This is a genomic window from Sinomonas mesophila (assembly GCF_001999765.1).
GTDB lineage: Bacteria > Actinomycetota > Actinomycetes > Actinomycetales > Micrococcaceae > Sinomonas > Sinomonas mesophila.
This window is the reverse complement of sequence record NZ_KV908330.1, coordinates 25852-51071: the sequence shown is the minus strand read 5'-3', so window position 1 is coordinate 51071 and position 25220 is coordinate 25852. Positions and strand designations below refer to the sequence as shown.

21 protein-coding genes are annotated in these 25220 nt (G+C 72.1%); 12 read left to right on the top strand and 9 right to left on the bottom strand.

Annotated features, from left to right (window positions below):
* The first annotated feature begins 190 nt into the window (after nucleotides 1–190).
* Entirely contained in the window at nucleotides 191–784 is a 594-nt protein-coding gene (locus BV907_RS09840) for a MerR family transcriptional regulator (protein ID WP_077489552.1), read from the top strand.
* Nucleotides 785–897: 113 nt separating this feature from the next.
* On the opposite strand, the gene BV907_RS09835 is transcribed toward BV907_RS09840, so the two are convergent.
* A complete protein-coding gene (locus BV907_RS09835; RefSeq protein WP_077489551.1) occupies nucleotides 898–1725 on the bottom strand; it encodes a ParA family protein in 828 nt (275 codons plus the stop codon).
* 218 nt (nucleotides 1726–1943) lie between these two features.
* Here BV907_RS09835 and BV907_RS09830 point away from each other — a divergent pair, with 218 nt between their 5' ends.
* Nucleotides 1944–5345: a pyruvate carboxylase gene (locus tag BV907_RS09830; RefSeq protein ID WP_077489550.1), complete on the top strand. Its 3402-nt coding sequence runs from the start codon at nucleotides 1944–1946 to the stop codon at nucleotides 5343–5345.
* 118 nt (nucleotides 5346–5463) lie between these two features.
* Nucleotides 5464–6912 (top strand): MinD/ParA family ATP-binding protein, encoded by a 1449-nt coding sequence (locus BV907_RS09825; protein ID WP_077489549.1) that lies wholly within the window; start codon nucleotides 5464–5466, stop codon nucleotides 6910–6912.
* A 61-nt stretch (nucleotides 6913–6973) separates the two neighbouring features.
* On the opposite strand, the gene BV907_RS09820 is transcribed toward BV907_RS09825, so the two are convergent.
* A complete protein-coding gene (locus BV907_RS09820; protein ID WP_077489548.1) occupies nucleotides 6974–8797 on the bottom strand; it encodes an AMP-dependent synthetase/ligase in 1824 nt (607 codons plus the stop codon).
* Nucleotides 8798–8944: 147 nt separating this feature from the next.
* Here BV907_RS09820 and BV907_RS09815 point away from each other — a divergent pair, with 147 nt between their 5' ends.
* Complete coding sequence (locus tag BV907_RS09815; protein WP_245827895.1) at nucleotides 8945–9970, top strand: ROK family glucokinase; 1026 nt, start codon at nucleotides 8945–8947, stop codon at nucleotides 9968–9970.
* A gap of 148 nt (nucleotides 9971–10118) precedes the next feature.
* Here the strand turns inward: BV907_RS09815 and BV907_RS18345 are convergent, their stop codons facing one another.
* From BV907_RS18345 to BV907_RS09800, 3 genes are read right to left on the bottom strand one after another with little or no spacing between them, the layout of a single operon-like run.
* Nucleotides 10119–10676, bottom strand: a complete 558-nt coding sequence (locus BV907_RS18345) for a hypothetical protein (protein WP_139346695.1) — start codon at nucleotides 10674–10676, stop codon at nucleotides 10119–10121.
* Nucleotides 10673–11425 (bottom strand): alpha/beta hydrolase, encoded by a 753-nt coding sequence (locus BV907_RS09805; RefSeq protein WP_245827894.1) that lies wholly within the window; start codon nucleotides 11423–11425, stop codon nucleotides 10673–10675. Before BV907_RS09805 ends, BV907_RS18345 begins: the two co-directional genes overlap by 4 nt.
* Nucleotides 11426–11433: 8 nt before the next feature.
* A complete protein-coding gene (locus BV907_RS09800; RefSeq protein ID WP_077489546.1) occupies nucleotides 11434–12195 on the bottom strand; it encodes an alpha/beta hydrolase in 762 nt (253 codons plus the stop codon).
* Nucleotides 12196–12301: 106 nt separating this feature from the next.
* Here BV907_RS09800 and BV907_RS09795 point away from each other — a divergent pair, with 106 nt between their 5' ends.
* A complete protein-coding gene (locus tag BV907_RS09795) occupies nucleotides 12302–13060 on the top strand; it encodes a lysophospholipid acyltransferase family protein (protein ID WP_077489545.1) in 759 nt (252 codons plus the stop codon).
* Between the two features lie 31 nt (nucleotides 13061–13091).
* Nucleotides 13092–14489, top strand: a complete 1398-nt coding sequence (locus BV907_RS09790) for a class II 3-deoxy-7-phosphoheptulonate synthase (protein WP_077489544.1) — start codon at nucleotides 13092–13094, stop codon at nucleotides 14487–14489.
* An 86-nt stretch (nucleotides 14490–14575) separates the two neighbouring features.
* Here the strand turns inward: BV907_RS09790 and BV907_RS09785 are convergent, their stop codons facing one another.
* Nucleotides 14576–16648 (bottom strand): protein kinase domain-containing protein, encoded by a 2073-nt coding sequence (locus BV907_RS09785; protein WP_077489543.1) that lies wholly within the window; start codon nucleotides 16646–16648, stop codon nucleotides 14576–14578.
* 55 nt (nucleotides 16649–16703) lie between these two features.
* Entirely contained in the window at nucleotides 16704–18053 is a 1350-nt protein-coding gene (locus BV907_RS09780) for a lytic transglycosylase domain-containing protein (protein ID WP_077489542.1), read from the bottom strand.
* A 308-nt stretch (nucleotides 18054–18361) separates the two neighbouring features.
* On the opposite strand from BV907_RS09780, the gene BV907_RS09775 reads away from it, so the two are divergent.
* On the top strand, nucleotides 18362–18715 hold the full coding sequence (locus tag BV907_RS09775; protein WP_077489541.1) for an Rv2175c family DNA-binding protein: 354 nt from the start codon (nucleotides 18362–18364) through the stop codon (nucleotides 18713–18715).
* A gap of 9 nt (nucleotides 18716–18724) precedes the next feature.
* Here BV907_RS09775 and BV907_RS09770 read toward each other — a convergent pair whose 3' ends face one another.
* Nucleotides 18725–19831 (bottom strand): polyprenyl synthetase family protein, encoded by a 1107-nt coding sequence (locus tag BV907_RS09770; RefSeq protein ID WP_245827893.1) that lies wholly within the window; start codon nucleotides 19829–19831, stop codon nucleotides 18725–18727.
* Between the two features lie 6 nt (nucleotides 19832–19837).
* Nucleotides 19838–20380 (bottom strand): hypothetical protein, encoded by a 543-nt coding sequence (locus BV907_RS09765; protein ID WP_077489540.1) that lies wholly within the window; start codon nucleotides 20378–20380, stop codon nucleotides 19838–19840.
* A gap of 122 nt (nucleotides 20381–20502) precedes the next feature.
* On the opposite strand from BV907_RS09765, the gene dinB reads away from it, so the two are divergent.
* The 5 genes from dinB to ftsL all read left to right on the top strand — a co-directional run bounded on the left by dinB (nucleotide 20503) and on the right by ftsL (nucleotide 25125).
* A complete protein-coding gene (gene dinB, locus BV907_RS09760) occupies nucleotides 20503–21732 on the top strand; it encodes a DNA polymerase IV (protein WP_077489606.1) in 1230 nt (409 codons plus the stop codon).
* A gap of 215 nt (nucleotides 21733–21947) precedes the next feature.
* A complete protein-coding gene (locus BV907_RS09755; protein WP_077489539.1) occupies nucleotides 21948–22313 on the top strand; it encodes a DUF3040 domain-containing protein in 366 nt (121 codons plus the stop codon).
* A gap of 520 nt (nucleotides 22314–22833) precedes the next feature.
* Nucleotides 22834–23265 (top strand): division/cell wall cluster transcriptional repressor MraZ, encoded by a 432-nt coding sequence (gene mraZ / locus BV907_RS09750; RefSeq protein WP_077489605.1) that lies wholly within the window; start codon nucleotides 22834–22836, stop codon nucleotides 23263–23265.
* Between the two features lie 184 nt (nucleotides 23266–23449).
* Nucleotides 23450–24451, top strand: coding sequence for a 16S rRNA (cytosine(1402)-N(4))-methyltransferase RsmH (gene rsmH, locus BV907_RS09745; protein ID WP_077489538.1), 1002 nt, complete (start codon nucleotides 23450–23452; stop codon nucleotides 24449–24451).
* On the top strand, nucleotides 24448–25125 hold the full coding sequence (gene ftsL, locus BV907_RS09740) for a cell division protein FtsL (protein WP_077489537.1): 678 nt from the start codon (nucleotides 24448–24450) through the stop codon (nucleotides 25123–25125). Before rsmH ends, ftsL begins: the two co-directional genes overlap by 4 nt.
* Nucleotides 25126–25220: the final 95 nt, after the last annotated feature.

Here is a 25220-nt window from a genome sequence, read left to right as displayed (position 1 = left end):
TCCGTTTGCCCGGCGTGGGTCTTTGAAATCGCTCCGGTCCACCCCTAACGTCGGTACAGAAAGCTCCCATTGCATCCCCGACGGCAACCGGCGACACTGGACGTGTGTGCAGCTGTGTAATTACAGTGCTGCGTTTCTGTTCGCGCCCTCGGTGAAGCAACCCCCCAGGGGAGCGGCGAAGGAGGGTTTTGTGAGTCCCAAGGGAGATTCCGGAGATCTCAGGCACATCGCGGGCCGGGAAACCGAGGTTCCCGTCGGCGCGCAGGGCCTCCTGTTCAGCGACGACCTCCCGGCCCTCGACGACGAGGCAGGCTACCGCGGGCCCACGGCGTGCAAGGCCGCCGGCATCACCTATCGGCAGCTCGACTACTGGGCGCGCACGGGCCTCGTGGAGCCGACGGTGCGCGGCGCCGCGGGCAGCGGCTCCCAGCGCCTCTACGGCTTCCGGGACATCCTCGTGCTCAAGGTCGTCAAGCGGCTGCTCGACACGGGCGTCTCCCTCCAGCAGATCCGCATCGCCGTCGGCCACCTGCGCGAGCGCGGCGTCGAGGACCTCGCGCAGATCACGCTCATGAGCGACGGCGCGTCGGTCTACGAGTGCACGTCGGCCGACGAGGTCATCGACCTCGTCCAGGGCGGCCAAGGCGTCTTCGGCATCGCCGTCGGCCGCGTGTGGCGCGAGGTCGAGGGCAGCCTCGCCGAGCTTCCGAGCGAGCACGCCCCGGATCAGGCCATGCCGGGCGATGAGCTGAGCAAGCGCCGCGCGGCCCGCAAGATCGGCTGACGGCCAGGCCTTCCACGGTCCTCTCAGGCGGACGACGACGAAGGGGAGCCTCCCGCGGGAGGCTCCCCTTCGTCGTCGTCCGCGTCAGGCGCGGAACCGCGCCTGACCAGCCGTCAGCGCGCTGCGACGCGCGGCCGCACCTCGCGCCCCTGGCGCAGCACCGCGCCGAGCAGCTCGTCGTAGAGCGCGGCGGTGCCGCGGGCGGCCTCGCCCGGCCAGTGGTGCACGGCGTGGGCGGCGCCCTGGATCTGCTGCCAGTTCGCGAGCTCGGGCAGGTGCGGGGACAGCAGGAGCGGGCCGAACATCTGCCGCATCTCCTCGAGCCGGTAGCCGTGCTCGGCCGAGGACGGGCGTACACGGTTCGCGACGATGCCGGCGGGAGCGAGCCGCGGGGCGTACTCCTCCTTGAAGAGCTTGATGGCCCGCATCGTGCGTTCGGTGCCGGCCACCGAGAAGAGGCCCGGCTCGGCGACGAGCAGGACGCCGTTGCTCGCGGCCCACGCCATGCGCGTGAGGCCGTTGAGCGAGGGCGGGCAGTCGATGAGGACGAGCCCGTAGCCGTCGATTCCGTCGAGGACGGCCGAGAGCCGGCGCAGGTCGCGGCGGCCGAGGTCCGGGCGGTCGTAGATGCTGCTGAGCGAGCCGCCGTAGGCGACGTCGAGGACGCGGTTCTGGTGGCCGCTGAGGGCTGCCGCCCTGCGCACCCAGGGGCTCGGCACGACGTTGTCCTCGAGGAACACGCGGCGGGGGGCCTTGAGCATGCGGCCCACCTCGAGCTGGCGGTCGGGGGACACGCCGAGCGCGGTGGAGGCGTCAGCGTGCGGGTCCAGATCGACCACGAGGGTTGGGATGCCGGCCGCGAGGGCCGCCGAGGCGAGTCCGGTGGTCACCGAGGTCTTCCCGACTCCGCCCTTGAGGCTGCTGATGCTGACTGTTTGCACTGGAGAATCCACTACCTATCCGCTGGCCGACTCCGACCATCTTAGTGGGAGCCGGGAGCGCTCCGGGCGCGGCGCAGCGCAGCACGCTGACCCCCTATCGTCCCGTCATGTGGACGCATATCTCGTGATTCAGACCACAGGTGATTGTCCTGATACTTTGTGGCCATACACACTAGGCACCACCTAGTTCATCCTGCGTTGCGTGAAACAGGAGCCCCATGTTTTCCAAGATTCTGGTCGCAAACCGCGGAGAGATCGCAATCCGCGCGTTCCGCGCCGGCTACGAGCTCGGCGCCAAGACCGTTGCCGTCTTCCCTCACGAGGATCGCAACTCGATCCACCGCCAGAAGGCGGACGAGGCCTACCTCATCGGCGAGGAGGGCCACCCCGTACGTGCCTACCTGGACGTCGATGAGATCGTCCGCGTCGCCAAGGAGGCCGGCGCCGACGCCATCTACCCCGGCTACGGCTTCCTCTCCGAGAACCCCGAGCTCGCGCGCGCCGCGGCCGCGGCGGGCATCACGTTCGTGGGCCCGCCCGCCGAAGTCCTCGAGCTCGCAGGCCACAAGGTGCACGCCCTCGCGGCCGCGAAGAAGGCCGGCATCCCGGTCCTGAAGTCGAGCGCGCCGAGCTCGGACATCGACGGGCTCCTGGCCGAGGCCGACGCGATCGGCTTCCCGATCTTCGTCAAGGCCGTCGCCGGCGGCGGCGGGCGCGGCATGCGACGCGTCGACACCCGGGAGGCGCTTCCGGACGCCCTGAGCGCGGCGATGCGCGAGGCCGACGCCGCGTTCGGCGACCCGACCGTCTTCCTCGAGCAGGCAGTCCTGCGGCCCCGCCACATCGAGGTCCAGGTGCTCGCCGACGCCGAGGGCAACGTCGTGCACCTCTTCGAGCGCGACTGCTCGCTCCAGCGCCGCCACCAGAAGGTCATCGAGATCGCGCCGGCGCCGCAGCTGGACGAGTCGATCCGCCAGTCGCTCTACGCCGACGCCATCAAGTTCGCCAAGGCCCTGGGCTACGTCAACGCTGGCACGGTCGAGTTCCTCGTCGACACGGTGGGCGAGCGCGCCGGCCAGCACGTGTTCATCGAGATGAACCCGCGCATCCAGGTCGAGCACACCGTGACCGAGGAGGTCACCGACGTCGACCTCGTCCAGGCGCAGCTGCGCATCGCTTCGGGCGAGACGCTCACGGACCTCGGCCTCACGCAGGAGTCGATCCACCTCAAGGGCGCCGCGCTTCAGTGCCGCATCACGACCGAGGACCCGGCCAACGGCTTCCGCCCCGACGTCGGGAAGATCACCGGCTACCGCTCCGCGGGCGGCGCCGGCGTGCGCCTCGACGGCGGCACGGTCTACCAGGGCGCCGAGATCAGCCCGCACTTCGACTCGATGCTCGTCAAGCTCACGTGCCGCGGCCGCGACTACGCGACGGCGGTCAAGCGCGCCCGCCGCGCCCTGGCCGAGTTCCGCATCCGCGGCGTCTCGACCAACATCCCCTTCCTGCAGGCCGTGCTCGACGACGACGACTTCGTCGCCGGCAACGTCGCGACCTCGTTCATCGACGAGCGCCCCGAGCTGCTCCGTGCCCGCTCCTCGGCCGACCGCGGCACGAAGCTGCTCACGTGGCTCGCGGACGTCACCGTCAACAAGCCCAACGGCGAGCCCACGGTCCAGGCCGACCCCCGGGCCAAGCTGCCCGCCGTCGACCTCTCCGACGCCCCGGCAGGCTCCCGGCAGCGGCTCCTCGAGCTCGGGCCCGAGGGCTTCGCCAAGGCGCTGCGCGAGCAGAACGCCGTCGCGGTCACGGACACGACGTTCCGCGACGCACACCAGTCGCTCCTGGCCACCCGAGTCCGCACCCGCGACCTCGTGGCGGCGGGCCCGGCCGTCTCGGTCCTGACGCCGCAGCTGCTCTCGGTCGAGGCCTGGGGCGGAGCGACCTACGACGTCGCCCTGCGGTTCCTCGGCGAGGACCCGTGGCAGCGCCTCGCGTCGCTGCGCGCCGCGATCCCCAACGTGTGCCTCCAGATGCTCCTGCGCGGCCGCAACACGGTCGGCTACACCCCGTACCCGGAGGAGGTCACCGACGCGTTCGTGCGCGAGGCGGCCGCGACGGGCATCGACATCTTCCGCATCTTCGACGCGCTCAACGACGTGAACCAGATGGCCCCGGCCATCCGCGCCGTCCGCGAGACCGGCACCGCCGTGGCCGAGGTGGCCCTGTGCTACACGGGCGACCTCCTCGACCCGGACGAGGACCTCTACACGCTCGACTACTACCTCGAGCTCGCCCAGAAGATCGTCGACGCCGGCGCGCACATCCTAGCGATCAAGGACATGGCCGGCCTCCTGCGCCCGGCCGCGGCGGCGACGCTCGTCTCGGCCCTGCGCGAGCGGTTCGACCTCCCGGTCCACCTGCACACGCACGACACCGCGGGCGGCCAGCTCGCGACGCTGCTCGCCGCCGTCGAGGCTGGGGTCGACGCCGTCGACGTCGCCTCCGCGGCCCTCGCGGGCACGACGAGCCAGCCGAGCGCGTCCGCGCTCGTCGCCGCCCTCGCCCACACCCCGCGCGATACGGGCATCTCGCTCGCCAACGTCGGGGCCCTCGAGCCGTACTGGGAGGCCGTGCGCCGCGTGTACGCGCCGTTCGAGTCCGGGCTCCCGGGCCCCACGGGCCGCGTGTACCAGCACGAGATCCCGGGCGGGCAGCTGTCCAACCTGCGCCAGCAGGCGATGGCCCTCGGCCTCGGCGAGCGCTTCGAGGCGATCGAGGACATGTACACGGCCGCCGACCGCATCCTCGGCCGCCTCGTCAAGGTCACGCCGTCCTCGAAGGTCGTCGGCGACCTCGCCCTGCACCTTGTGGGCCTCAACGCGGATCCGGCGGACTTCCAGGAGAACCCGCAGAAGTACGACATCCCGGACTCCGTCGTCGGCTTCCTGGGCGGCGAGCTCGGCGACCCGCCCGGCGGCTGGCCCGAGCCCTTCCGCTCGAAGGCGCTCCAGGGCCGCACCGTCAGGCTTCGCGAGGAGGCCCTGAGCGCCGAGGACTCCCAGGCGCTGCGCGGCGACTCGGCGACCCGCCGGGGCACGCTCAACCGGCTGCTCTTCCCCGGGCCGACGAAGGACTACCAGACGACGCGCGACACATACGGCAACCTCGCCGTCCTCGACACGCGCGACTACCTCTACGGCCTCCAGCGCGGCCACGAGCACGTCATCGAGCTCGAGAAGGGCGTGCGCCTCATCGCGCAGCTCGAGGCCGTCTCCGAGCCGGACGAGAAGGGCATGCGCACGGTCATCGCGACGCTCAACGGCCAGTCCCGCCCCGTCGCCGTGCGCGACCGCTCGGTCCAGAGCAACGTCAAGCAGGCCGAGAAGGCCGACGCGACGAATCCGGGCCACGTCGCCGCCCCGTTCGCTGGCGCCGTCACGGTCACGGCCAGGGAGGGCGACGTCATCCAGGCCGGCGATTCCGTCGCGACGATCGAGGCCATGAAGATGGAGGCCTCGATCACGAGCCCCGTCGCTGGCAAGGTCGCGCGCGTCGTCGTGAGCGGCGTCGAGCAGGTCCAGGGCGGCGACCTCCTGCTCGTCGTGGGCGCCGAATAGCGCGCAGCGATCCCCGCCGGGCCCCAGCCCGCGGCTAGACTGGGGCCCGACCAGGACCGGTGGCGGCGGCTCAGCCGCCGCCACAGCCCGCGACTGGACACTCGACGGACGGGAGCCCATGAGCCAGCACACGACGCCCAAGCCGAAGGACGGCGCCGGGCCGAGGGACGACGCCGGGCCGAAGGGCACCGCCGAGCTGAGGGACGACGCCGAGCTGAGGGACGACGCCGAGCCCACCGACGAGCGGGACCCGGCCCAGGGCGACGCTCCCGGAGCAGATGCGGAGGCCCCCGAGGAGGGAGCCCTCGCGGATGCCGACGACCACACGGGCGCCGAGCCGCTCGCGGCCATGTCCGCGGGCCCGATCGAGCCCGCCGTGGTGCCGCCCCTGCCGCTGCAGCCCCCGTCGACCCCCGCCTCGGACGCCCCGCCCCAGTCTGGGCCGCAGACCGTCCCCGAGCCGTCGGCTGCCTGGCTGGCCTCCCACCCGCTCGTGACCTCGGGGCCTGATTCGCTGCGCCCAGAGCCCGTCGAGGGGCCGTCGCCGACTGCGGGCGCCCAGGACGAGCCCGCAGATGCGGAGGGTTCGGCGGCGTCCGCACCGCCCGCCGCGAGCGAGCGGCGCTCCCGCCCCGAGGGGCCCGAGCTCCCGGCCTCGCTGACCTCGGACCGGCTCGTGGCCTTGACCTCGGCCCCGCCCGTGGGAGGATGGCGCCGTCTCGTCTACTACGCGACGTTGGGCTACGTGAACCTCGGGGACTCGGACGCCGTGCGGTTCCAGCGCGCCCTCGAGCACCGCATTGCGACGCGCCTCGGCGAGCGGACCCGCTACGTGCCGATCCTCTCCCGCAAAGGCGGCGTCGGGAAGACGACTGTGACGACCCTCCTGGGCATGGCCCTCGCCGAACTCCGCGAGGACCGGGTCATCGCGATGGACGCGAACCCTGACCGGGGCACCCTCTCCGACCGCAACCCCGGCCGCGCCGCGCACACGGCGCGCCAGCTGGTCAAAGACCGGTTCGAGGTCAGCTCCTTCGCCCAGCTCTCGACCTACACGGCCCGCGAGGGATCGCGCCTCGACGTGCTCGCCTCCGACGCCGACCCGATGGTCGCGCACGCGTTCGACGACTCCGACTATCGCGCGGTCACGGACATCCTGGGCCGCTACTGCTCGATCGTGCTGACCGACTCGGGCACGGGGATGGTCCATTCGGTCATGCAGGGGACCCTCGAGAAGGCCGACGCCGTCGTGCTGGTCTCGGGCGGGAGCGTCGACGAGGCGCGGCTCGCCTCCGAGACGCTGTCGTGGCTCGAGGCCCACGGGCGCGAGGATCTCGTGCGCAAGGCCATCGTCGTCATCAACGTCTCGGCAGGCGGAAGGACCCGCGTGGACGTGGACGAGATCGAGGACCACTTCCTCACCCGAGTGCAGCACGTGGTCCGCATCCCGCACGACCGGCACCTCGCCGAGGGCTCGCAGATCGACTTCCGGAAGCTTCGCCCGGCCACCCGCGAGGCCGCGGTCGAGCTCGCGGCCCTCGTGGTGGACCAGCTGGCAGCGCAGTAGTCTCCGCACGACCGGCTCGGGGGAGTACTTCCGCCGAGCCGGTCGCGCGGCACCCTTCGGATCAGGCGGGCGCGGCGTCCTTCTTCGCGGAGTAGATGTCCTCGACGTACGAGCCGAAGTCAGCGATCACCTGGGCGCGCTTGACCTTCATCGACGGCGTGAGGTGCCCCGAGGCCTCGGTGAAGTCGGTCGGCACGATCCGGAACGCCCGTATCGATTCCGCCTTGGACACGCTCGCGTTGGCGCGGTCGATGACGCCCTGGACGTGCGCGATGACCTCGTGCTCTGCCGCAGCCTGGGCTGGCGTGAGGGCGGAGCTGAGGCCGTGCCGCTCGAGCCAGCCGGGGAGAGCCTCCTCGTCGAGCGTCACGAGCGCGGCGATGAACGGACGGTTGTCGCCCACGACGACGACCTGGGAGACGAGGGCGTCCGAGCGGATCTGGTCCTCGAGCTGGGCCGGGGCGACGTTCTTGCCGCTTGCCGTGACGATGAGATCCTTCTTGCGGCCCGTGATGCGCAGGTAGCCGTCCGGGTCGAGTTCGCCGATGTCGCCGGTGTGGAACCAGCCGTCTGTGAACGTCTCGGCCTGGAGCTGCGGGAGGTTGTAGTAGCCGCGCATGACGCACAGGCCCTTGGCGAGAATCTCGCCGTCGTCCGCGATCCGGACGCCGTTGCCCGGGAGCGGTGCGCCCACGGTGCCGATCTTGATGAGCGAGGGCGTGTTGACGGAGATGGGAGCGGTGGTCTCGGTGAGGCCGTAGCCCTCGAGGACCGTCAGGCCGATCCCATGGAAGAAGTGCCCGAGGCGCGTGCCGAGCGGTCCGCCGCCCGAGACCGCATACCGGACCTGTCCGCCCATCGCATGGCGCAGCTTCTTGTACACGAGGACGTCGAAGAGGCCGTGCTTGAGCCGCAGGCCCAGCGAGGGCGAGCCGCCGTCGTCGTGCGCCGTCGACCAGGCGATGGCCGTGTCCGCGGCGGCCTGGAAGATCCTGCCCTTGCCGGCGTCCTCGGCCTTGGTCAGGGCCGAGTTGTAGACCTTCTCGAACACGCGCGGCACGGCCAGGATGAAGGTCGGCGAGAAGCTCTGGAGGTCCTTGAGCAGGTTCTTGACGTCTGGCGTGTGCGCGACCTGGCAGCCTGCGGCGACGGCGAGCACTGAGATGAACCGCGCGAAGACGTGGGCCAGCGGCAGGAACATGATCGTCTTGGCGCCGTGCTGGACGACCCCGGAGAGGGCCGCCGTCGCGTTCTCCGACAGGGCCACGAAGTTCCCGTGGGTGAGCTCGCACCCCTTCGGCCGTCCGAGCGTGCCGGACGTGTAGATGATCGTCGCGAGGGTCTCGAGGGTCGCGGCCGAGCGGCGGGCCTCGAGCTCCTCGTCCGTCACGCGGGCGCCGGCGGCCCGAAGGGCCTGCAGCCCGGCCGGGCTCATCTGCCAGACGTGGCGCACGGAGCCGAGTCCCTCGGCGTCGACGGCCTGGCGGATGGCGTCCTCGTGGTGCGCGGCCTCGCCGAAGGCGGCGACGGCGCTGGAGTCGCCGAGGTTCCATGCGATCTGCGTGGGTGAGGACGTCTCGTAGATCGGGACGCTGACCCCGCCGGCAAACCAGATCGCGAAGTCGACGAGGGTCCATTCGTAGCAGGTCCGGGCCATGATGCCGACCCTGTCGCCGAGGGCGATCCCCTCGGCGATGAGCCCCTTGGCGATGTCCCGGACGTCGGCGAGGAAGTCCTTCGCGGAAACGTCCTGCCACGTTCCGGAGGCGTCGCGGGTGGCGAAGAGCGGCGGGTTCGAGGGCTTCTCTGCCTGCTCGATGACGAAGTCGGTGATGTTCCTGGCGACGGGCTGGGGGACGAGGGGCGGGACAACGATTTCGCGCACGGCATCTCCTTCGGTATCTCCCGGGTGCGCGGGAGATGGCTTAACCATATCCAAGCAGCTGCGGATGCTGTGCTGAACGTCACAGCATGTTTCTACTGGCCGGTAACTTTACCGCCGGCGGCTCGGCGGCGCCATAGACTGGCCTGCGTGCCGAGACCCCGCTTCGCTCCGACCTTCCGTGCCCAAGGGCCCCGCCTGCGGCGCCGAGGCCTCGCCATCGGGATCGACATCGGCGGCACCAAGGTGGCCGCCGGCGTCGTCGACGCCGAGGGCCACGTGCTGCGCCGGGCGCGCCGCGCGACGCCGGGCACCCAGCCCCGCGAGGTCGAGCGGGTCATCGCCGAGCTTGTCGACGAGCTCAGCGCAGACCACCGCATCTCCTCCGTGGGCATCGGCGCCGCGGGCTGGATGGACCTCGACGGCGGCACGGTGCTCTTCAGCCCCCACCTCGCGTGGCGCAACGAGCCCCTCCGCGAGAACCTCGAGCGGCTCCTGCGCCGGCGCGTGCACCTCGCGAACGACGCCGACGCCGCCGCATGGGCCGAGTGGCGCTTCGGGGCGGGCCGCAGCGAGCCGCGCCTCGTCTGCATCACGCTCGGCACGGGGATCGGCGGCGCTATGGTCCTCTCGGGCCGGCTCGAACGTGGCCGCTACGGGGTGGCCGGGGAGTTCGGCCACCAGATCATCGTGCCCGGGGGCCATCGCTGCGAGTGCGGCAACCGCGGGTGCTGGGAGCAGTACGCGTCCGGGAACGCGCTCGGCCGCGAGGCCCGTGAGCTCGCCCGCGCCAACTCCCCGGTCGCGCAGGAGCTCCTGCGGGCCGTGGGCGGCGATCCGGAGGCGATCACCGGCGCCGTCGTGACCGAGCTCGCGCGCGAGGGCGACGCCGCCTCGAGAGAGCTGCTCGAGGACGTCGGCGAGTGGCTCGGCCTCGGCCTCGCCAACCTCGCCGCCGCCCTCGATCCGGGCACCTTCGTGATCGGAGGCGGCCTGTGCGATGCCGGGGAACTCCTGCTCGAGCCGGCCCGCCGGGCGTTCGCGCGCAACCTCACCGGCCGCGGCTTCCGCCCGCCGGCCGGGATCGAGCGCGCCCACCTCGGCCCCGAAGCCGGGCTCATCGGGGCGGCGGACCTCTCCCGCGTGAGCCTGCGCGCCCACGGCGCCGTGCGCTGAGTCCCCTCTGTGCTGCCCCTCACGTGCCGCCCCGGCGCGAGTCGCGGCTACACGCGCGCGCCGTCGTCGCCGTCGGGCCCCTACAAGCGTGCGCCGTTCGTCGCCGTCGGGCCCCTACAAGCGTGCGCCGTTCGTCGCCGTCGGGCCCCTACACGCGCGCGCCGTCGTCGCCGTCGTCCTTGTGTCGCGGCAAACGCATGATGAGCACCCCTACTCCGGCCAGGAACGCCGCGATGAGCAAGGCAACGACGTAGCCGGGCACGCCCCGCCACAGGAGCGCGCACAGCAGGAGCGCGACGGGCCCGCCGAGCGCGCCGCACCATGCGAGCACGACAGCGGGGTCCGCGCCGGCGAGGACGGGCTCGGGCTCCTCGGGCACGAAGTCCCCCGGGAGCATGTCGCCAGCCGCGTCAGAGTCGTCCGAAGCAGCGCCGCGGCCCGTGCGGCCGGTGTGCTCGGCATTCCCCGCGGGGTCTCGGCGGGAGACGCCGAGCGGGTCGAAGGCGTCGAACGGCGGCGCGGCGCCGCCCTCGGGGGCGGTTCCGCGCTGGACTCCCGCTGAGCGCTCGGCCGCCGAGGGCTCGGCGGGGGCGGGCCCGTCCTCCCCGGGTTCCGCGACTCCGCCGCGGAGGCGGGCGACGAGGTCCCGCCACGCGTCGTCCTCTGCCGCGTGGTCGGGACGGTCCGGATCCGGCCGGGCGTTCATGCCCCGCTCCTCGCGTCGGCGCGGCCCGCCGCGCCCTGGCTGAGCCCGTGGATGAACGCGGCCGACTCGGCGAAGATCGTCTCTGCGTCGTAGTCGAGCGTCGCGACGTGGTAGCTGTTCGGCAGGCGCACGATGCGGATGTCGGTGCCGCCGTAGCGGCGCACGATCGCGGCGAGGCTCCGGCCGCTCGTCACGACGTGGTCGACCGTCGAGCGGAAGACCTGCAGGGGCGCGGTGGCCCGGGGCAGGGACGCGGCGGCGTCGCGCGTGAGGAGCTTGAGCTCATGCCCGGCCGCGACGGGGACACGCTCGTAGGCGTTCTCGTCCTGGCCGGGGCGCTTGATGTCGTTGAGGATCCCGGGCACCGTCCGCACGGCCCGGCGCAGGACGCCGGAGACGTGCGAGCGGGGGTCGTCCACCACGAGCGGGGGGTTGACGACAGTCACGCCGACGACGGGCTCCCGGGACGCGAGCCGCAGCGCGAGCGTCCCACCCATCGACAGCCCCGCCGCCACGATCGCGCCGCATTCCCGGGACAGCTCGCGGTACGCCGCCTCGTATGCGTCGTACCACTCGTGCCACGAGCGCGTGGCAAGGTCCTCCCAGCTCGTCCCATGGCCCGGCAGGAGGGGCGTGACGACCGTGAAGCCCTCGGCGCGCAGGGCCTCGGCCCAGGGCTCCACGGCCGTCGGCGATCCCGTGAATCCGTGGCTGAGCACAACACCGATGCTCGGCGATGGGGTGTCCATGGCATGCATTATGCCCCGATGGCGTTGCGGCGGGCCGAAGGATCCTGTGCGCAGCGGGCGAAGAACGCCGCGGTGCGCTCGACGATGAGCGGGCCCTCGGCGCCGCGTGTTGCGACGTGCGCGCTGCGGTGCAGCCGCACCACCTCGACGTGGGTGCTCCTCACGCGCGCGAGGATGCGCTCGAGGGACGACGGAGGCACGACCGGATCGGCGTCGGAGCGGAACGCGAGCAGCGGCGCGGTGACGCGAGGGAGCGACCTGTCCACCGCGCGGAAGAGCCGCTTGAGCTCGTGGACGGCGGCGAGCGGGGTCAGCGAGTAGTCGCCCTCGTCGCCGACGGGCTCGGGGGCGCCCTCCTCCTCGATCGGGCCCGTCGTGCGCTGCACGAGCCGGAACGCGCCGATGTAGCGCACCCGCCAGTCGTAGAACCCGAGCCCGGGATTGACGACGGCGATCCCCGCCACGGGCCGGCGGGCCGCGGCATGCAGGGCGATCGCCCCGCCCATCGACAGGCCCGCGGCGAAGAGCAGGTCGGTGCGTGCCGCGAGGCGCTCGCAGGCCTCCTCGTAGGCGCCGGCCCACTCGCGCCAGCGGCGGCCCTCGAGGTCGCGCCAGTCGGTCCCGTGCCCGGGCAGGAGGGGGACCTCGACGTCGAAGCCCGCCTCGGCGAGCCCGTCGGCCCAGGGCATGACGGAGGACCGCGTGCCCGAGAAGCCGTGGCACATGGCGACTCCCAGACGCATGCCTTCTGCGGGAATCCGCGGGTCCATGCGACTATCGTGGCACCGCGACGCACCGGACGCACGCACCCCCTGCCCAGGCCACGCTCACTAGAGTGGGGCGTGCATGCACGCTCGCTCAGCGGAAGGCCCTGCCGTGGTCTACTGGATCCTCAAGCGGATCTTCATCGGTCCGATCGTCAAGCTCCTCTTCAGGCCATGGGTCAAGGGCCGAGCCCACGTCCCCGAGTCGGGTCCGGCGATCTTGGCCTCGAACCACCTCTCCTTCTCCGATTCGATCTTCCTGCCGATCCTGCTCCGCAGGCCCGTCGTGTTCCTGGCCAAGCAGGAGTACTTCACGGGCAAGGGGCTCAAGGGCCGGCTCACGGCCGCGTTCTTCCGCTACACGAACCAGCTGCCCATGGACCGTTCGGGTGGCGAGGCGTCCGCCGCTTCCCTTGAGGCCGGGGCGCAGATCCTCCGCCACGGCGACCTCCTCGGCATCTACCCGGAGGGGACCCGCAGCCCCGACGGGAGCCTCTACCGGGGCAAGGTCGGCGTGGCCCGGCTGGCCCTCGAGACGAGAGTCCCCATCCTCCCCGTCGCGATGATCGGCACGGACAAGGTCCAGCCGATCGGCAAGCGCTTCCCGACGATCCGCCGCGTCGGCATGATCATCGGCCGGCCCCTCGACTTCTCCGAGTACTACGACCGCGCCGAGGACCGCGACGTCCAGCGCGAGGTGACCAACGCCGTCATGCGCCAGATCCAGCTCCTCTCGGGACAGGAGTACGTGGACGCCTACGCTGCCCTGGTCAAGGCGCAGCAGGCCGGCGCGGTCCTGCCGGCGCCTTCCGGCAGGCCGGAGAAGGACCGCCCCGCGACGGGCCGGGACGGGGCCGGCGACGGGGTATGAGCGCGGCCGGTGCGAGAGGGCTTAGCCTTGGATGGTGACTGAACTCTCCGTATCGCCAGCGTCCCCCTTCACGAGCACCGCCCAGAGCGGCGCCGCGGACTACCCGGGATTGGACAACTGGCGGTCCCTTCCGGCCTCGCAGCAGCCCACGTGGGCCGACCAGGAGGCCTTCGCGAGCGCCGTCTCCGAACTCTCGATCCTCCCCCCGCTCGTCTTCGCCGGAGAGGTGGACCTGCTGCGCGATCGGCTCGCCGCAGCGGCCCAGGGCAAGGCCTTCCTGCTGCAGGGCGGCGACTGCGCCGAGACCTTCGAGGCCGCCACGGCGGACCGGATCAGCGCCCGCGTGCGCACGATCCTCCAGATGGCTGTCGTGCTCACCTACGGCGCCCAGCTCCCCGTCATCAAGATGGGTCGCATGGCCGGCCAGTTCGCCAAGCCGCGCTCCTCGAACGAGGAGACGCGCGACGGCGTCACGCTCCCGGCCTACCGGGGCGACATCGTCAACGGCTACGACTTCACCCCCGAGTCCCGCGCCCACGACGCGCGGCGCATGCTCCGCGCCTACCACACGTCGGCGTCGACCCTGAACCTCATCCGCGCCTTCACCCAGGGAGGGTTCGCGGACCTGCGCCTCGTGCACATGTGGAACAAGGGCTTCACCGAGAACCCCGCCCACGCCCGCTACGAGTCCCTCGCGCGCGAGATCGACCGCGCGATCAAGTTCATGGACTCGTGCGGAGCGGACTTCGACGCGCTCAAGCGGGTCGAGTTCTTCTCGAGCCACGAGGCGCTCCTGCTCGACTACGAGCGGGCCCTGACCCGGATCGACTCGCGCACGGGCCTCCCGTACGACACCTCGAGCCACTTCCTCTGGATCGGGGAGCGCACACGCGAGATCGACCACGCCCACGTCGACTTCCTCTCGCGGGTGCGCAACCCCATCGGCGTCAAGCTCGGCCCGAGCACGACGGGCGACGACGCGCTGCGGCTCATCGACCGTCTCGACCCCGAGCGCGAGCCGGGCCGCCTGACGTTCATCTCGCGGATGGGCGCGAAGAACATCCGCGAGAAGCTCCCGCCGGTCATCGAGAAGGTCACGGCCTCGGGCGCCCAGGTCCTGTGGGTCACCGACCCCATGCACGGGAACACCGTCACGAGCCAGAACGGCTACAAGACGCGCCGCTTCGACGACGTCGTGGACGAGGTCCGGGGCTTCTTCGAGGTCCACGATGCCCTCGGCACCGTGCCCGGCGGCCTGCACATGGAAATGACGGGCGACGACGTGGCCGAGTGCCTCGGCGGCTCCGACCCGATTGACGAGGCGGCGTTCGCGGACCGCTACGAGTCGGTGTGCGACCCGCGCCTGAACCACATGCAGTCGCTCGAGATGGCGTTCCTCGTCGCGGGCGCGCTCTCCAAGCACTCGTAGTCCCGCGTTCCAGAGCGACCCCGGGCGCCACAGCTCTCCCGGGGTCGCTTTCGCGTTCCAGGGACGGCTCCGTCGCTCGGCGCGGGTCAGACCACTGTGAGCGTCACGACGCTGCCCTCCGGGACTTCCTCGTCCACGGGGTCCTGGGCGCGCACCGTGCCGAAGAAGCCCCCGAGCACGTTCTCGATCCGCACCTCGAAGCCGAGCCTGCGCAGCTCCCGCTCGGCCTCGCGCGCTTGCTTCCCCACGAAGTCGGGGACCTTGACGAGCCGCGGGCCCTTGGAGATGGTCAGGGTGACCTCGCCGCCCTTGGTCAGTGCCGTGCCGGGCGCGGGCGACTGGGCCGCCACCGAGCCCTTCGGCACGGTCCGGTCGTTGACCTCCTCCGAGCTCACGACTGGGTTCAGGCCGGCGGCCCTCAGGGTGGAGAGCGCCTCGGACTGGCTGCGCCCCACGACGGAGGGGACAGGGATCGGCCGCGGACCCTTCGAGACCGTGAGCGCGACGGCGCTGCCGCGGCGCAGGGGAGTGCCAGGAGCGGGGTCCGAGCGCAGTACAGTCCCCGCCGCTGCGGTGTCGTCGAAGGCCTCCGTGACCGTCCCGACGGCCATCTCGGCCTCCATGAGCTCGGCCTTCGCCGCCTCGAGCATCTTGGTCCGCACATCGACGAGGGGGAACAGCTGCGGACCCTTCGAGACCAGCACGTCGACGCCCTGGAAGCGGCGGATCTGCGTGCCGCCCGACGGCGTGCTGCCCACGATGAGCCCCTGGGCCACGGCGTCGTCGAAGACGTCCCGGGTCGAGAAGGCCAAGCCTGCCTCCTCGAAGAGCGGCGTCGCCTGCGCGACCGTGAGCTCTTTGACGTCCGGGACCGTCGCCGCCGCCCCGGGCCCGACGCCGAAGAACCAGCCCGCCACCGCTGCGATGAGGGCGAGCACCGCGATGACCACTGCCCAGACCGCGCCGCGCGCCCGGCGTCGTCCGGGGGTGAGGGAGCGCGTGGGGGTCGCGGCCGCCGTCGCCGCGGCCCGCGCGGCCTCGCGCCCGCGCCGGCGGAGTTCGCGTGCCGAGGGGGGCCGGGCGCCCTGGTCGTGGCGGGGCATGACGGAGGTGTGGGACATGCCGGCACCGATCACCTCGGTCGGGGCGGAGGACGGCGGGTCCCACCCGGGCGCGTGCTGCCCGCCGAATGCCCCTGCCCCCACCGGCAGGGCTTCGGTGGGGGAGTCCGACACGTCAGCCGCCAGCACGGCCGCGGGAGGCCCCTGGTGGGCGGCGTCGGGGCGAAGGGCGAGGCCATGGTCGAGCTGGGCGTCGGAGAGGTGCGTGCGGATGTGCCGCAGCTCGTCGAGGAAGGCGGCGGCGTCCACGGGACGGGCCTCGGGATCCCGGGCGCAGGCCCACTGGACGAGCTCGTCGAGCTCGGGGGAGAGGCCGGGGACGGCTTCCGACGGGGCCGGGACATCGCCGGTGACGTGGCGGTACGCGACCTGGATGGGCGTGTCCCCGCGGAACGGCTGGAGCCCGGTGAGCAGCTCGTACAGCATGATGCCCACGGCGTAGAGGTCGCTGCGCGCGTCCGCCCCTCGTCCCTCGACGAGCTCGGGCGCGATGTAGGCGACGGTCCCTATGAGTGCGCCCGTGCTCGTCGCCGCCGTGACGGCCCGGGCGAGCCCGAAGTCGGCGACCTTGATCTGCCCCGCATCGCCGAGGAGCACGTTCTCCGGCTTGACGTCTCGGTGGATCAGCCCCGCCGTGTGGGCGGCCGCAAGCCCGTCGACGATCGCGTCCGTGAGGGCGAGGGCCTGCCGCGGCGCGAGCGCGCCGTGCTCGTCGAGCAGGCGGCGCAGACTGCGGCCTGGGACGTACTCCATGACGAGGTAGAACACTGAGCCGTCGTGCCCGCGGTCCAGGACGGAGACGACGTGCGGGTGCGAGAGCCGGGCCGCGGCCTTGGCCTCGCGCTCTAGCCGCTCCGTGAAGCTGGGATCGAGGCTCAGGTGGGGGTGCAGGACCTTGAGGGCCACGTCCCGCTCGAGCTTGGTGTCGGTGGCGACGTAGACGGTCGCCATCCCACCGCTCGCGAGGCGCGACCGCACAAGGTAGCGCCCGTCGACGAGCGAGCCGACGAGCGCGTCGCCCTGCATGGTGTTCACCATTCGATCTTAAGGGCTCGGGCTGGGACGTTCCTGGCGGAGCGCCGCAGCCGGGCCGTCAGCGGAAGGTGGCGCGGTGGGCGTTGATGGCGGCGACGTAGTCCTTCGTGTCGTCGTACATGCCGTTCTTGTCCACGGAGTACTGGCCTTGGTAGTACCCGGCGATCGCGTGGTCCTCGTCCTTGCTCGTGCGCAGGAGCGCCCGGAGGATGGCGACGCCGGCCGTGGCGTTGTCGTAGGGATCCAGGACATTGAGCTTCCGGCCCACGAGGTCCGAGGCCCACTGCCCGGAGGTGGGGATGACCTGCATCGTGCCGATCGCGTTCGCGGGCGAGACGGCGCGCTGGCTGAAGCCCGACTCCTGGTAGGCGACGGCGAGGGCGAGCGAGGGGTCGACCCCCATGCTCCGCGCGGTGTCGGCAACGATCTGCTTCATCTCCTCCCGGCTCGGCACCGGCGAGGCATTGAGCCGCTGCTTGTTCTCGTTCGCCGAGGCCACGACGGCCTCGGGGTAGGTGAAGCCGAGGAACGTGTCGGGGACAAGGGGCTGCACGGGAGACGAGGTCGCCGGCGAGACTGCCGAGGCCGGGGCGGGTGCGCCCGGGAGCTTGAGGGTCCGGCCCGCGTAGATGACACTCGTGAGGCTGAGCCCGTTCGCCGCGAGCAGGTCGCCCATGGGCACGCCGAGCTTCGCGCTGATGCCGTACAGCGTGTCGCCCGGCTTGATCGCATAGGTTCCCCCAGGGGCAGAGGGGGCCGGGGCCGAGGTGGAAGCGAGCGCCGGCGCGGGCGCGGGCCCGGAGCCGGGCACCTTGAGGGAGCGGCCAGCGTAGATGACGCTGTCGAGGCGCAGCCCGTTGGCCGAGAGCAGGTCCCCGATGGACACACCGAGCTTCGCGCTGATGCCGTAGAGCGTGTCGCCGGCCTTGATGGCGTACTCCCCGCCGGACGACGGCGCCGGGGCGGCGGGTGCCGGCGCGGCGGGCGCGGGCGCGCCGTCGGCCGTGAGGCGGAGCTTCTTGCCGGGGAAGATGAGCGAGTCGGGCCGGAGGTCATTGAGCCGGAGCACGTCCGAGACGCTGAGGCCGAAGCGGTGCGCGATGGCCCAGACGGTGTCGCCGGCGACGATCGTGTACTCGCTCGGCGCGCCGTTCTCGAGCGGGGCGAGACGGCTCGGCACGAGCGAGGCGATTTCCGAGGCCGGCACGACCGCAGCCTGATGCCCCGTCCGCTCCATGGCGGCCGCGAGGGTCCCGGGAAGCTGCTGCGGTGCCGAGGGCGCCGCCTCGGCGGGTACCGCGAGGGCCAGCGAGGACAGGGCGACGGCGGGCAGCACGGCAGTGGTGGCGGCGACGAGGGGAAGGCTGGCCTTGGCGGCAGCGGACCCTGTGGTGCCGGACGGGCTCATCGGTCGACCTCCTTGATGACGAAAGTGGCTGCACTCCCGTGACGGAAGGGACCAGTGTTATTCAAGAGGCCCCCGATAAATTCTTTAATCACTGTTACTCGAGTGACAAATGTGAATCTCTCACGAATCGGCGGAGCACACAAGGCGGAGAGCCGGCGAGGCGCCGGACGGAATGCCGCCCGCGGCGCATGGGGCCGGGGCTGGAGGCGGGCGGGGAATCTGCTCGGGGGAAATCGACGGCCGAGCCTGAACAGACGATGCTGCGGGCCGACTATGAGGCTGCGCAGTCCGCGTGGCAACCTTGTCGTGTGAGCGATATCGAGAACCTTGTGTCAGAGTGGCTGCCCCTTCCGGACGTCGCGGAGCGGCTCGGCTGCCCGATCACCAAGGTGCACGGACTCCTCGACGAGCGGGCCCTCGTGGCAGTGCGCATCGGGGAGCGCAAGGTCCGGAGCGTCCCAGCCCTCTTCCTCGACGGCGACCATGTCCTGGACAGCCTCAAGGGCACGATCGCGGTCCTCGGCGACGCGGGGTTCAGCGACGACGAGATCGTCGCATGGCTCTTCACCCCGGACGACTCGCTGCGGGGCCGCCCGATCGACGCGCTGCACGAGGGGCGCAAGACGGAGATCCGCCGCCGGGCGCAGATCCTCGCCTGGTAGGCGGGGGGCTCAGGCCGTCCTGCGGACCGCCGCGTCGGCGAGCGACTCGAGGGCCGTCCCGACCACCGGGTCGAGTCCGAGCCGGGCGAGGGCCGCGGACGACTCGGACGCGAGCCCGTCGATCAGCCGCTCCGTTCGCTCGAGCGCGCCGGTGCCGCTGATCACCGCCCGCAGCCGGTCGACGTCGTCCATCCCGAGGTCCTGGCGGCCGAGCCCGCGCTCGAGCTCCGCGCGCCCCGCGGCGTCCGCTGTCTCGAGGGCGAGGGCGACGAGCACGGTGCGCTTGCCCTCGCGCAGGTCGTCTCCGGCAGGCTTCCCCGTGGTCTGCGGGTCACCGAACACGCCGAGGACGTCGTCCCGCAACTGGAAGGCCTCGCCGAGCGGCAGGGAGAACTCGGCGTACGCGCGCAGGAGGCCGTCGTCGGCCCCGGCCAGCGCGCCGCCGATCCCCAGAGGGTGCTCGGTCGAGTACTTCGCGGACTTGTAGCGGATCACGTTCCGGGCGCGCGCAACGGCCGACTCGGAGTTGCGGACCGGGCCCGCGACCTCCTCGAGGATGTCCAGGTACTGCCCGGCCATGACCTCGGCGCGCATCGTGTTGAAGATCCGGCGGGCCGGCGTGGGAGACGCCGCGGCCGGGCCGATGGCCGTGAATGCCTCCTCGCTGAAGGACAGGCACAGGTCCCCCGTGAGGATCGCCGCGGCGTGGCCGAACCGCTCGCGGTCGAGGACCCACCCGGAGCCCTCGTGCAGCTGCGCGAATCGGCGGTGGACGCTCGGTGCCCCACGGCGCGTGTCCGAGCGGTCGATGATGTCGTCGTGGATGAGAGCGGCGGCCTGGAACAGCTCGAGCGCCACGCCCGCCGCGACCGGCTCGGAGGCCATCGCCGCGCCTCCGGCGCCGCGCCAGCCCCAGTAGCACAGGAGCGCGCGGAGCCGCTTGCCGCCCGCGACGAGGCCCGAGATGGCATCCATGAGCGGCCCGACGTCGGCCGAGACGGCCGCCATGGCCGAGCGCTGCTTGGCCAGGAAGGCCTCGAGCTCGCCCGAGAGCGCGTCCCGGTAGGCGGCCTGCTCCGGCTCGTGCACCGCCGGCGGCGTGAGCTGCTCGCGCACCGGGCCCTACTTGAAGTTCGCGGGGGCCACGGAGGCGCCCACCGTCACCGTCGTCACGCCGTTGGCCGTGACGGCGGAGACGTTCGCCGTCTCCTGCCCGTCGGCGCGGACGAAGTCAAGCGTCTGGGCCGGCGCCCCGGTCCCGGGTGCAGCGGACGGGCTCGCGGCGGGGACAGCGGTGAACCCTTGGCCCGTGAACGACGCCGAGTAGAAGGCGAGCGCCTCCGCCACCGGGGCATTCGTGGTCGCGACGAGGACCGCCCCCGCGGGCGTCGTCGACGCGTCGAAGCTTGTCGCCTTCGCCGTCGCGCCGGGCATCAGGGGGATGAGCGTGCTCGGGAAGCCCTGGGCGATGCCGCTCACGGTGGACGTCGCGGCCGCACTCGCCGTCCCGCTTGGCGTGGCGCTGGGGGAGGAGGGCGACGGCGAGGCGGCCGCCGTCGTGGCCGTGGCGGGCGCGGACGGAGAGCCCCCGCATCCTGCGGCGGCGAGCGCCGCCGCCGCCCAGAGTGCGGCCCAACCCGCCCGTCGAATCCCTGCGGTGCTCATGCCCACCGTGGTCCCTTCCTTCCCGTCGAGGTCCCGTCCAGTGTAGTGGGCGGCGCGGGGGCGCCCGCCCGCGCCTCTCTCCCGGCGCCTACGATGGAGCGGTGGAGACCGAGCATCCGGGGATGGCCGGGCGCGGCGAGTCCCTGCAGTCCCTGCGGGCCCGCGGGATCCTGCACGTGGACATGGACGCCTTCTTCGTCGCCGTCGAGCAGCGGGAGCGGCCCGAGCTGCGCGGGCAGCTCGTGATCGTCGGCTTCCCCGCCGAGCGCTCCGTCGTGCTCTCGGCGAGCTACGAGGCGCGGGCGTACGGGATCCGCAGCGCGATGCCCATGGCCGTCGCGATGCGCCAGTGTCCGGGGGCGGTCATCGTCCCGCCGCGGCACGGCCTGTACTACGAGGTGTCCCGCGAGCTCATGCGGATCTTCGCCGACTTCACCCACCTCGTCGAGCCGCTGAGCGTCGACGAGGCGTTCCTTGACGTCTCCGGTGCCGTCCGCCGGCTCGGACCGCCCGAGGCCATCGCGGCACAGACCAAGGCACGGATCCGCCGAGAGCTCGGGATCACGGCCTCGGTCGGCGTCGCGGCCACCAAGTTCGTCGCGAAGATCGCCTCCGCCCGGTCCAAGCCGGACGGCCTCCTCGTGGTGCGTCCGGAGGACACCGTGGCGTTCCTCCATGCGCTCCCCGTGGGAGCCCTGTGGGGCGTCGGGCAGAAGGCGCGGGAGTCGCTGGCCCGGCTGGGCATCCATACCGTGGCCGACCTCGCCCACACGCCCGACTCCACGCTGCGCCGCGTCCTGGGTTCCTCGGGTGTCCATGCCAAGCAGCTGGCCTGGGGAATCGACCCGAGGCCAGTCACCCCCGTGCGCGAGGAGAAGAGCCTCGGCGCGGAGGAGACCTTCCCTGTGGACGTGGCGGACGACGCCGTGCTGCACCGCGAGCTGCTCCGGCTCGCCCACCGCGTGGCGGGCAGGCTGCGGGCCGCCCAGCTCGCAGCAGGCACCGTCGCGCTCAAGCTCCGCTACTCGGACTTCTCGACCCTGAGCCGCTCGCACGCCCTCTCCGTCCCGACGGACAGCGCCCAGCAGCTGTACACGGCGGCGAAGAGCCTCCTGGCTTCGGTGGGCACGAGGCCGCTCAGCGTGAGGCTCATCGGGCTGCGCGGGGAACGGCTCGAGCGCTCGGATGGGGCGCCCCGACAGCTGAGCCTGGACCGGGCCGACGACAACTGGCGAACGGCCGAGGAGGCACTCGACCGGGTCGCCGCCCGGTTCGGCCCCGGAACGCTGCGCCCGGCGCGCCTCCTCCGGGAGTGGCGGGGGCCCGCCGAGGGGCGGCCCGAGGCGCCCTGAGGCGAGCCTCAGGCGTTGTGGGAGTCCCTTTTGGAACCATCCCCAACCGCCTATTCTTAAGACACCTCGAACATTGAGTGCAGTGAGTCGGCTGAAAGTTCCCGGTGTGCGGTCGGGTCCGCTTGGCTCGTCCGGCGCCGGGGAACCAGGGGCTGGTTCAGTGCGTTGATGTGTGTGATGGGACAGCCATCACGTGCACGCATGAAGGAGTCGCCATGCCTCTCTCCGAGCATGAACAGAAGATGCTGGAGCAGCTTGAGAAGCAGCTCCATGACGAGGACCCGAAGTTCGCGGACTCCATGGGCGCCGACGCGCTCCGCACCTTTTCGACCAAGCACATCGTCCTGGGCGTCCTCGGAGTAATCGCCGGCGTCCTGATCCTCCTGGTCGGAGTCGGGATCCAGAACATCTTCGTGGGAGTCCTCGGCTTCCTGGCCATGGGGGCGAGCGTCTACTACGGCACACTCCGCCGTCCCGGGCGTCGTCGGTCCTCGGGCCCCGGCGCAGCCAACCGCTCCCGTGGCGGGTTTCTGAGCCGCCTCGAGGCGCAATGGGAAGAACGCCGACGCGACGACCACTGAGCCGCCCGCACTCGACGGTAGGACGCACGGCTCCCGCCGGCACCCGCTGGGACAGCCCATCCGCCTTGGCGTGCATCAGCACGGCGACCTGACCGCCTGACGAGAGCCCCGGAACCCATGGTTCCGGGGCTCTCGTACGTCTCCGCTCGGCCTCCCTGCAGGCCGGCTCCCCACCCCGCGCACGCTCCGCCCCCCGTCGTTCCGCCGCCTCCGCAGTGGACCTCCTCCTCCACTTTCCTCCCTGTGCTCCACTTTCCTCCCTGATGGCCCCGGCGGCTCGCGCGGGAGGGCGTTCAGCGCGCCCCATTGGAGGCCGCGGCCGCCTGGGCGGCTCGCATCCCTCCACCGCCGGCCCCACCGCGAGATCCCCGCAACAACGGGGATCCCGTCCCTTGGGCGAGGCCCGCGGCACGCCGTGTCGCATTGACGGGGGAGGGTAGTGGAGTAAAGTGGTGGGAGTTGGAGGGAAGTGGCGGTATGGGGACGTGCGGCTCTTCGAACGGGACAGGTGGTGGTGCCGGTGCTGCTCGGTACGTACTCACCGCGTCTCGACGAGAAGGGGCGGCTCATCCTCCCGGCCAAGTACCGCGACGAACTGGCCGAAGGGCTGGTTCTGACACGTGGCCAGGAACGCTGCCTCTACGTCTTCAGCCAGAAGGAGTTCGAGAGAGTCCACGAGCAGATGCGGGAGGCCCCAATCTCCTCGCGTCAGGCGCGTGACTACCTCCGGGTCTTCCTGTCTGGGGCCTCCGACGAGGTGCCTGACAAGCAGGGGCGCGTCACGATTCCCCAGAACCTCCGCAAGTATGCGGGGCTGGACCGGGACCTGGCCGTGATCGGCGTGGGGACCCGGGCGGAGATCTGGGACGCCCAGGCCTGGGAGGACTACCTCGCCGAGAAGGAAACCTCCTTCTCGGAAACCGACGACGACGCCATCCCCGGGATCCTCTGATCCCACACCGGCTGGCCGAGATCTCCAGCCGCCCGGCGGACCTCACCTGGCTCACCTTCCCCGGAGCCAGGCGGAGACGCGGTGCGGAGGGGGATCTGGGCACCGCCGGATCCGCGCCACCCAAGGCGCACGCCTGCAGAGGCGCACCGACGTTACAGCCAGGGAAGTGGAAGGAGGAGACGAGATGCCGCAGGACGACGACGAGGCACGCCCCACCTCCGAGCGCCACGTCCCCGTGCTGCGCGAGCGCTGCGTCGCCCTCCTGGGCGGCGGCGTCGAAGCCGCGCGGGCCGCGGGCCGGGCGCCGGTCGTCGTCGACGCGACCCTCGGCATGGGCGGCCACAGCGAGGCCGTCCTCGAGCGGTTCGAGGACGTGACGCTCGTCGGGATCGACCGCGACGAACAGGCGCTCGCCCTCGCCGGCGCACGGCTCGCGCCCTTCGGCGACCGCGCACGCCTCGTCCACGCCGTCTACGACGAGATCCCCGACGTCCTGGAGGACCTCGGGCTCGACGGCGCCGACGGCATCCTCATGGACCTCGGCGTCTCCTCCCTCCAGCTCGACGAGCGCGAGCGGGGCTTCGCGTACTCATACGACGCGCCGCTCGACATGCGTATGGACGTCAGCCGCGGCCAGACGGCGGCGGACGTTGTGAACACCTACAGCGCCGAGGACCTCACGCGGATCATCCGGGCCTGGGGCGAGGAGAAGTTCGCCGGCCGGATCGCCCGAGCGATCGTCGAGGCCCGCGAGGCGGAGCCCTTCGCGACCACGGGCCGCCTCGTCGAGGTGATCCGCGGGGTCGTGCCCGCGGCGGCGGCCCGCACGGGCGGGCACCCGGCCAAGCGCACGTTCCAGGCCCTGCGGATCGAGGTCAACGAGGAGCTCGACGTCCTCGAGCGCGCCGTCCCGGCGGCCGTCGACGCGCTCCGCCTCGGCGGGCGGATCGTCGTCATGAGCTACCACTCACTCGAGGACCGGATCGTCAAGGGGGCCCTCCAGGAGCGCAGCCGCTCGTCGGCGCCGCCGGGCTTCCCGGTGGAGCTCGAGGAGCACAAGCCCGAGCTGAAGGTCCTGACGAAGGGGACGGAGGTCCCCACGGCCGAGGAGATCGACGAGAACCCCCGTGCTGCCTCGGCGCGACTCCGCGCAGCAGAACGCATCAGGGTAAGGAGCCAGCGATGAGCCGAGCACAGACCACCACCGCCATCGCGGGGACCTCTGCCTTGGCCGTCGCGGCCCCTGTACCCTCGCAGGCGCCCGAGCGCTCGCGCCGGGCGCCACTGGCCTTGGTCCGTGCCCTGCCGGCGCGCCGGCGCGCTCCCTTCGCGATCTTCTGCCTCGGGGTCCTCGGCGCCGCGCTCCTGGGCGTGCTCGTACTCAACATCTCCGTCTCGACCGGCCAGTATGAGCTCGTGCAGCTGCGCAACGAGCAGCTGAGCCTGCAGAAGCAGAACCAGGACCTCACGCAGCGCGCCCAGAACTACGAGGCTCCACAGAATCTCGCCGCGCGCGCGGCAGAATTGGGCATGGTCGCCTCGACGTCCAAGGGCCAGATCGATCTGGGGACGCTCCTGGTGACCGGCAAGGCCAAGGCGGCGGAGAAGGGCGCCTCGCAGGGCGTCGCGATCGCTCCGCCGGCTGTGCCCGGCCAGCTTGCGGCCGTCCCTGCCGCGGCCACCAAGGATCCGCTCGAGCAGCGGGCCGAGGCCGCTCAGGAGGCGGCTGGCCGCAAGCCTGATGGGCAGGAGACCGCCGCGGCGGCCCAGGCCCCGGCGGCAGGGCAGGCCCCGCCCGCCCCGGCTGAGCTCCACGGAGGCTCCATTCCGGCGCCCGCCCAGCGGACGCCGGGGAACTAGCCGGCGCCCGCGCCCCATCCCTGCGGGCGCGGCGTGCAGGCGGGAACGAGTGAACCTGAGGACACGGATGTGGGAGTGAGCAGCATGGGGCGTGC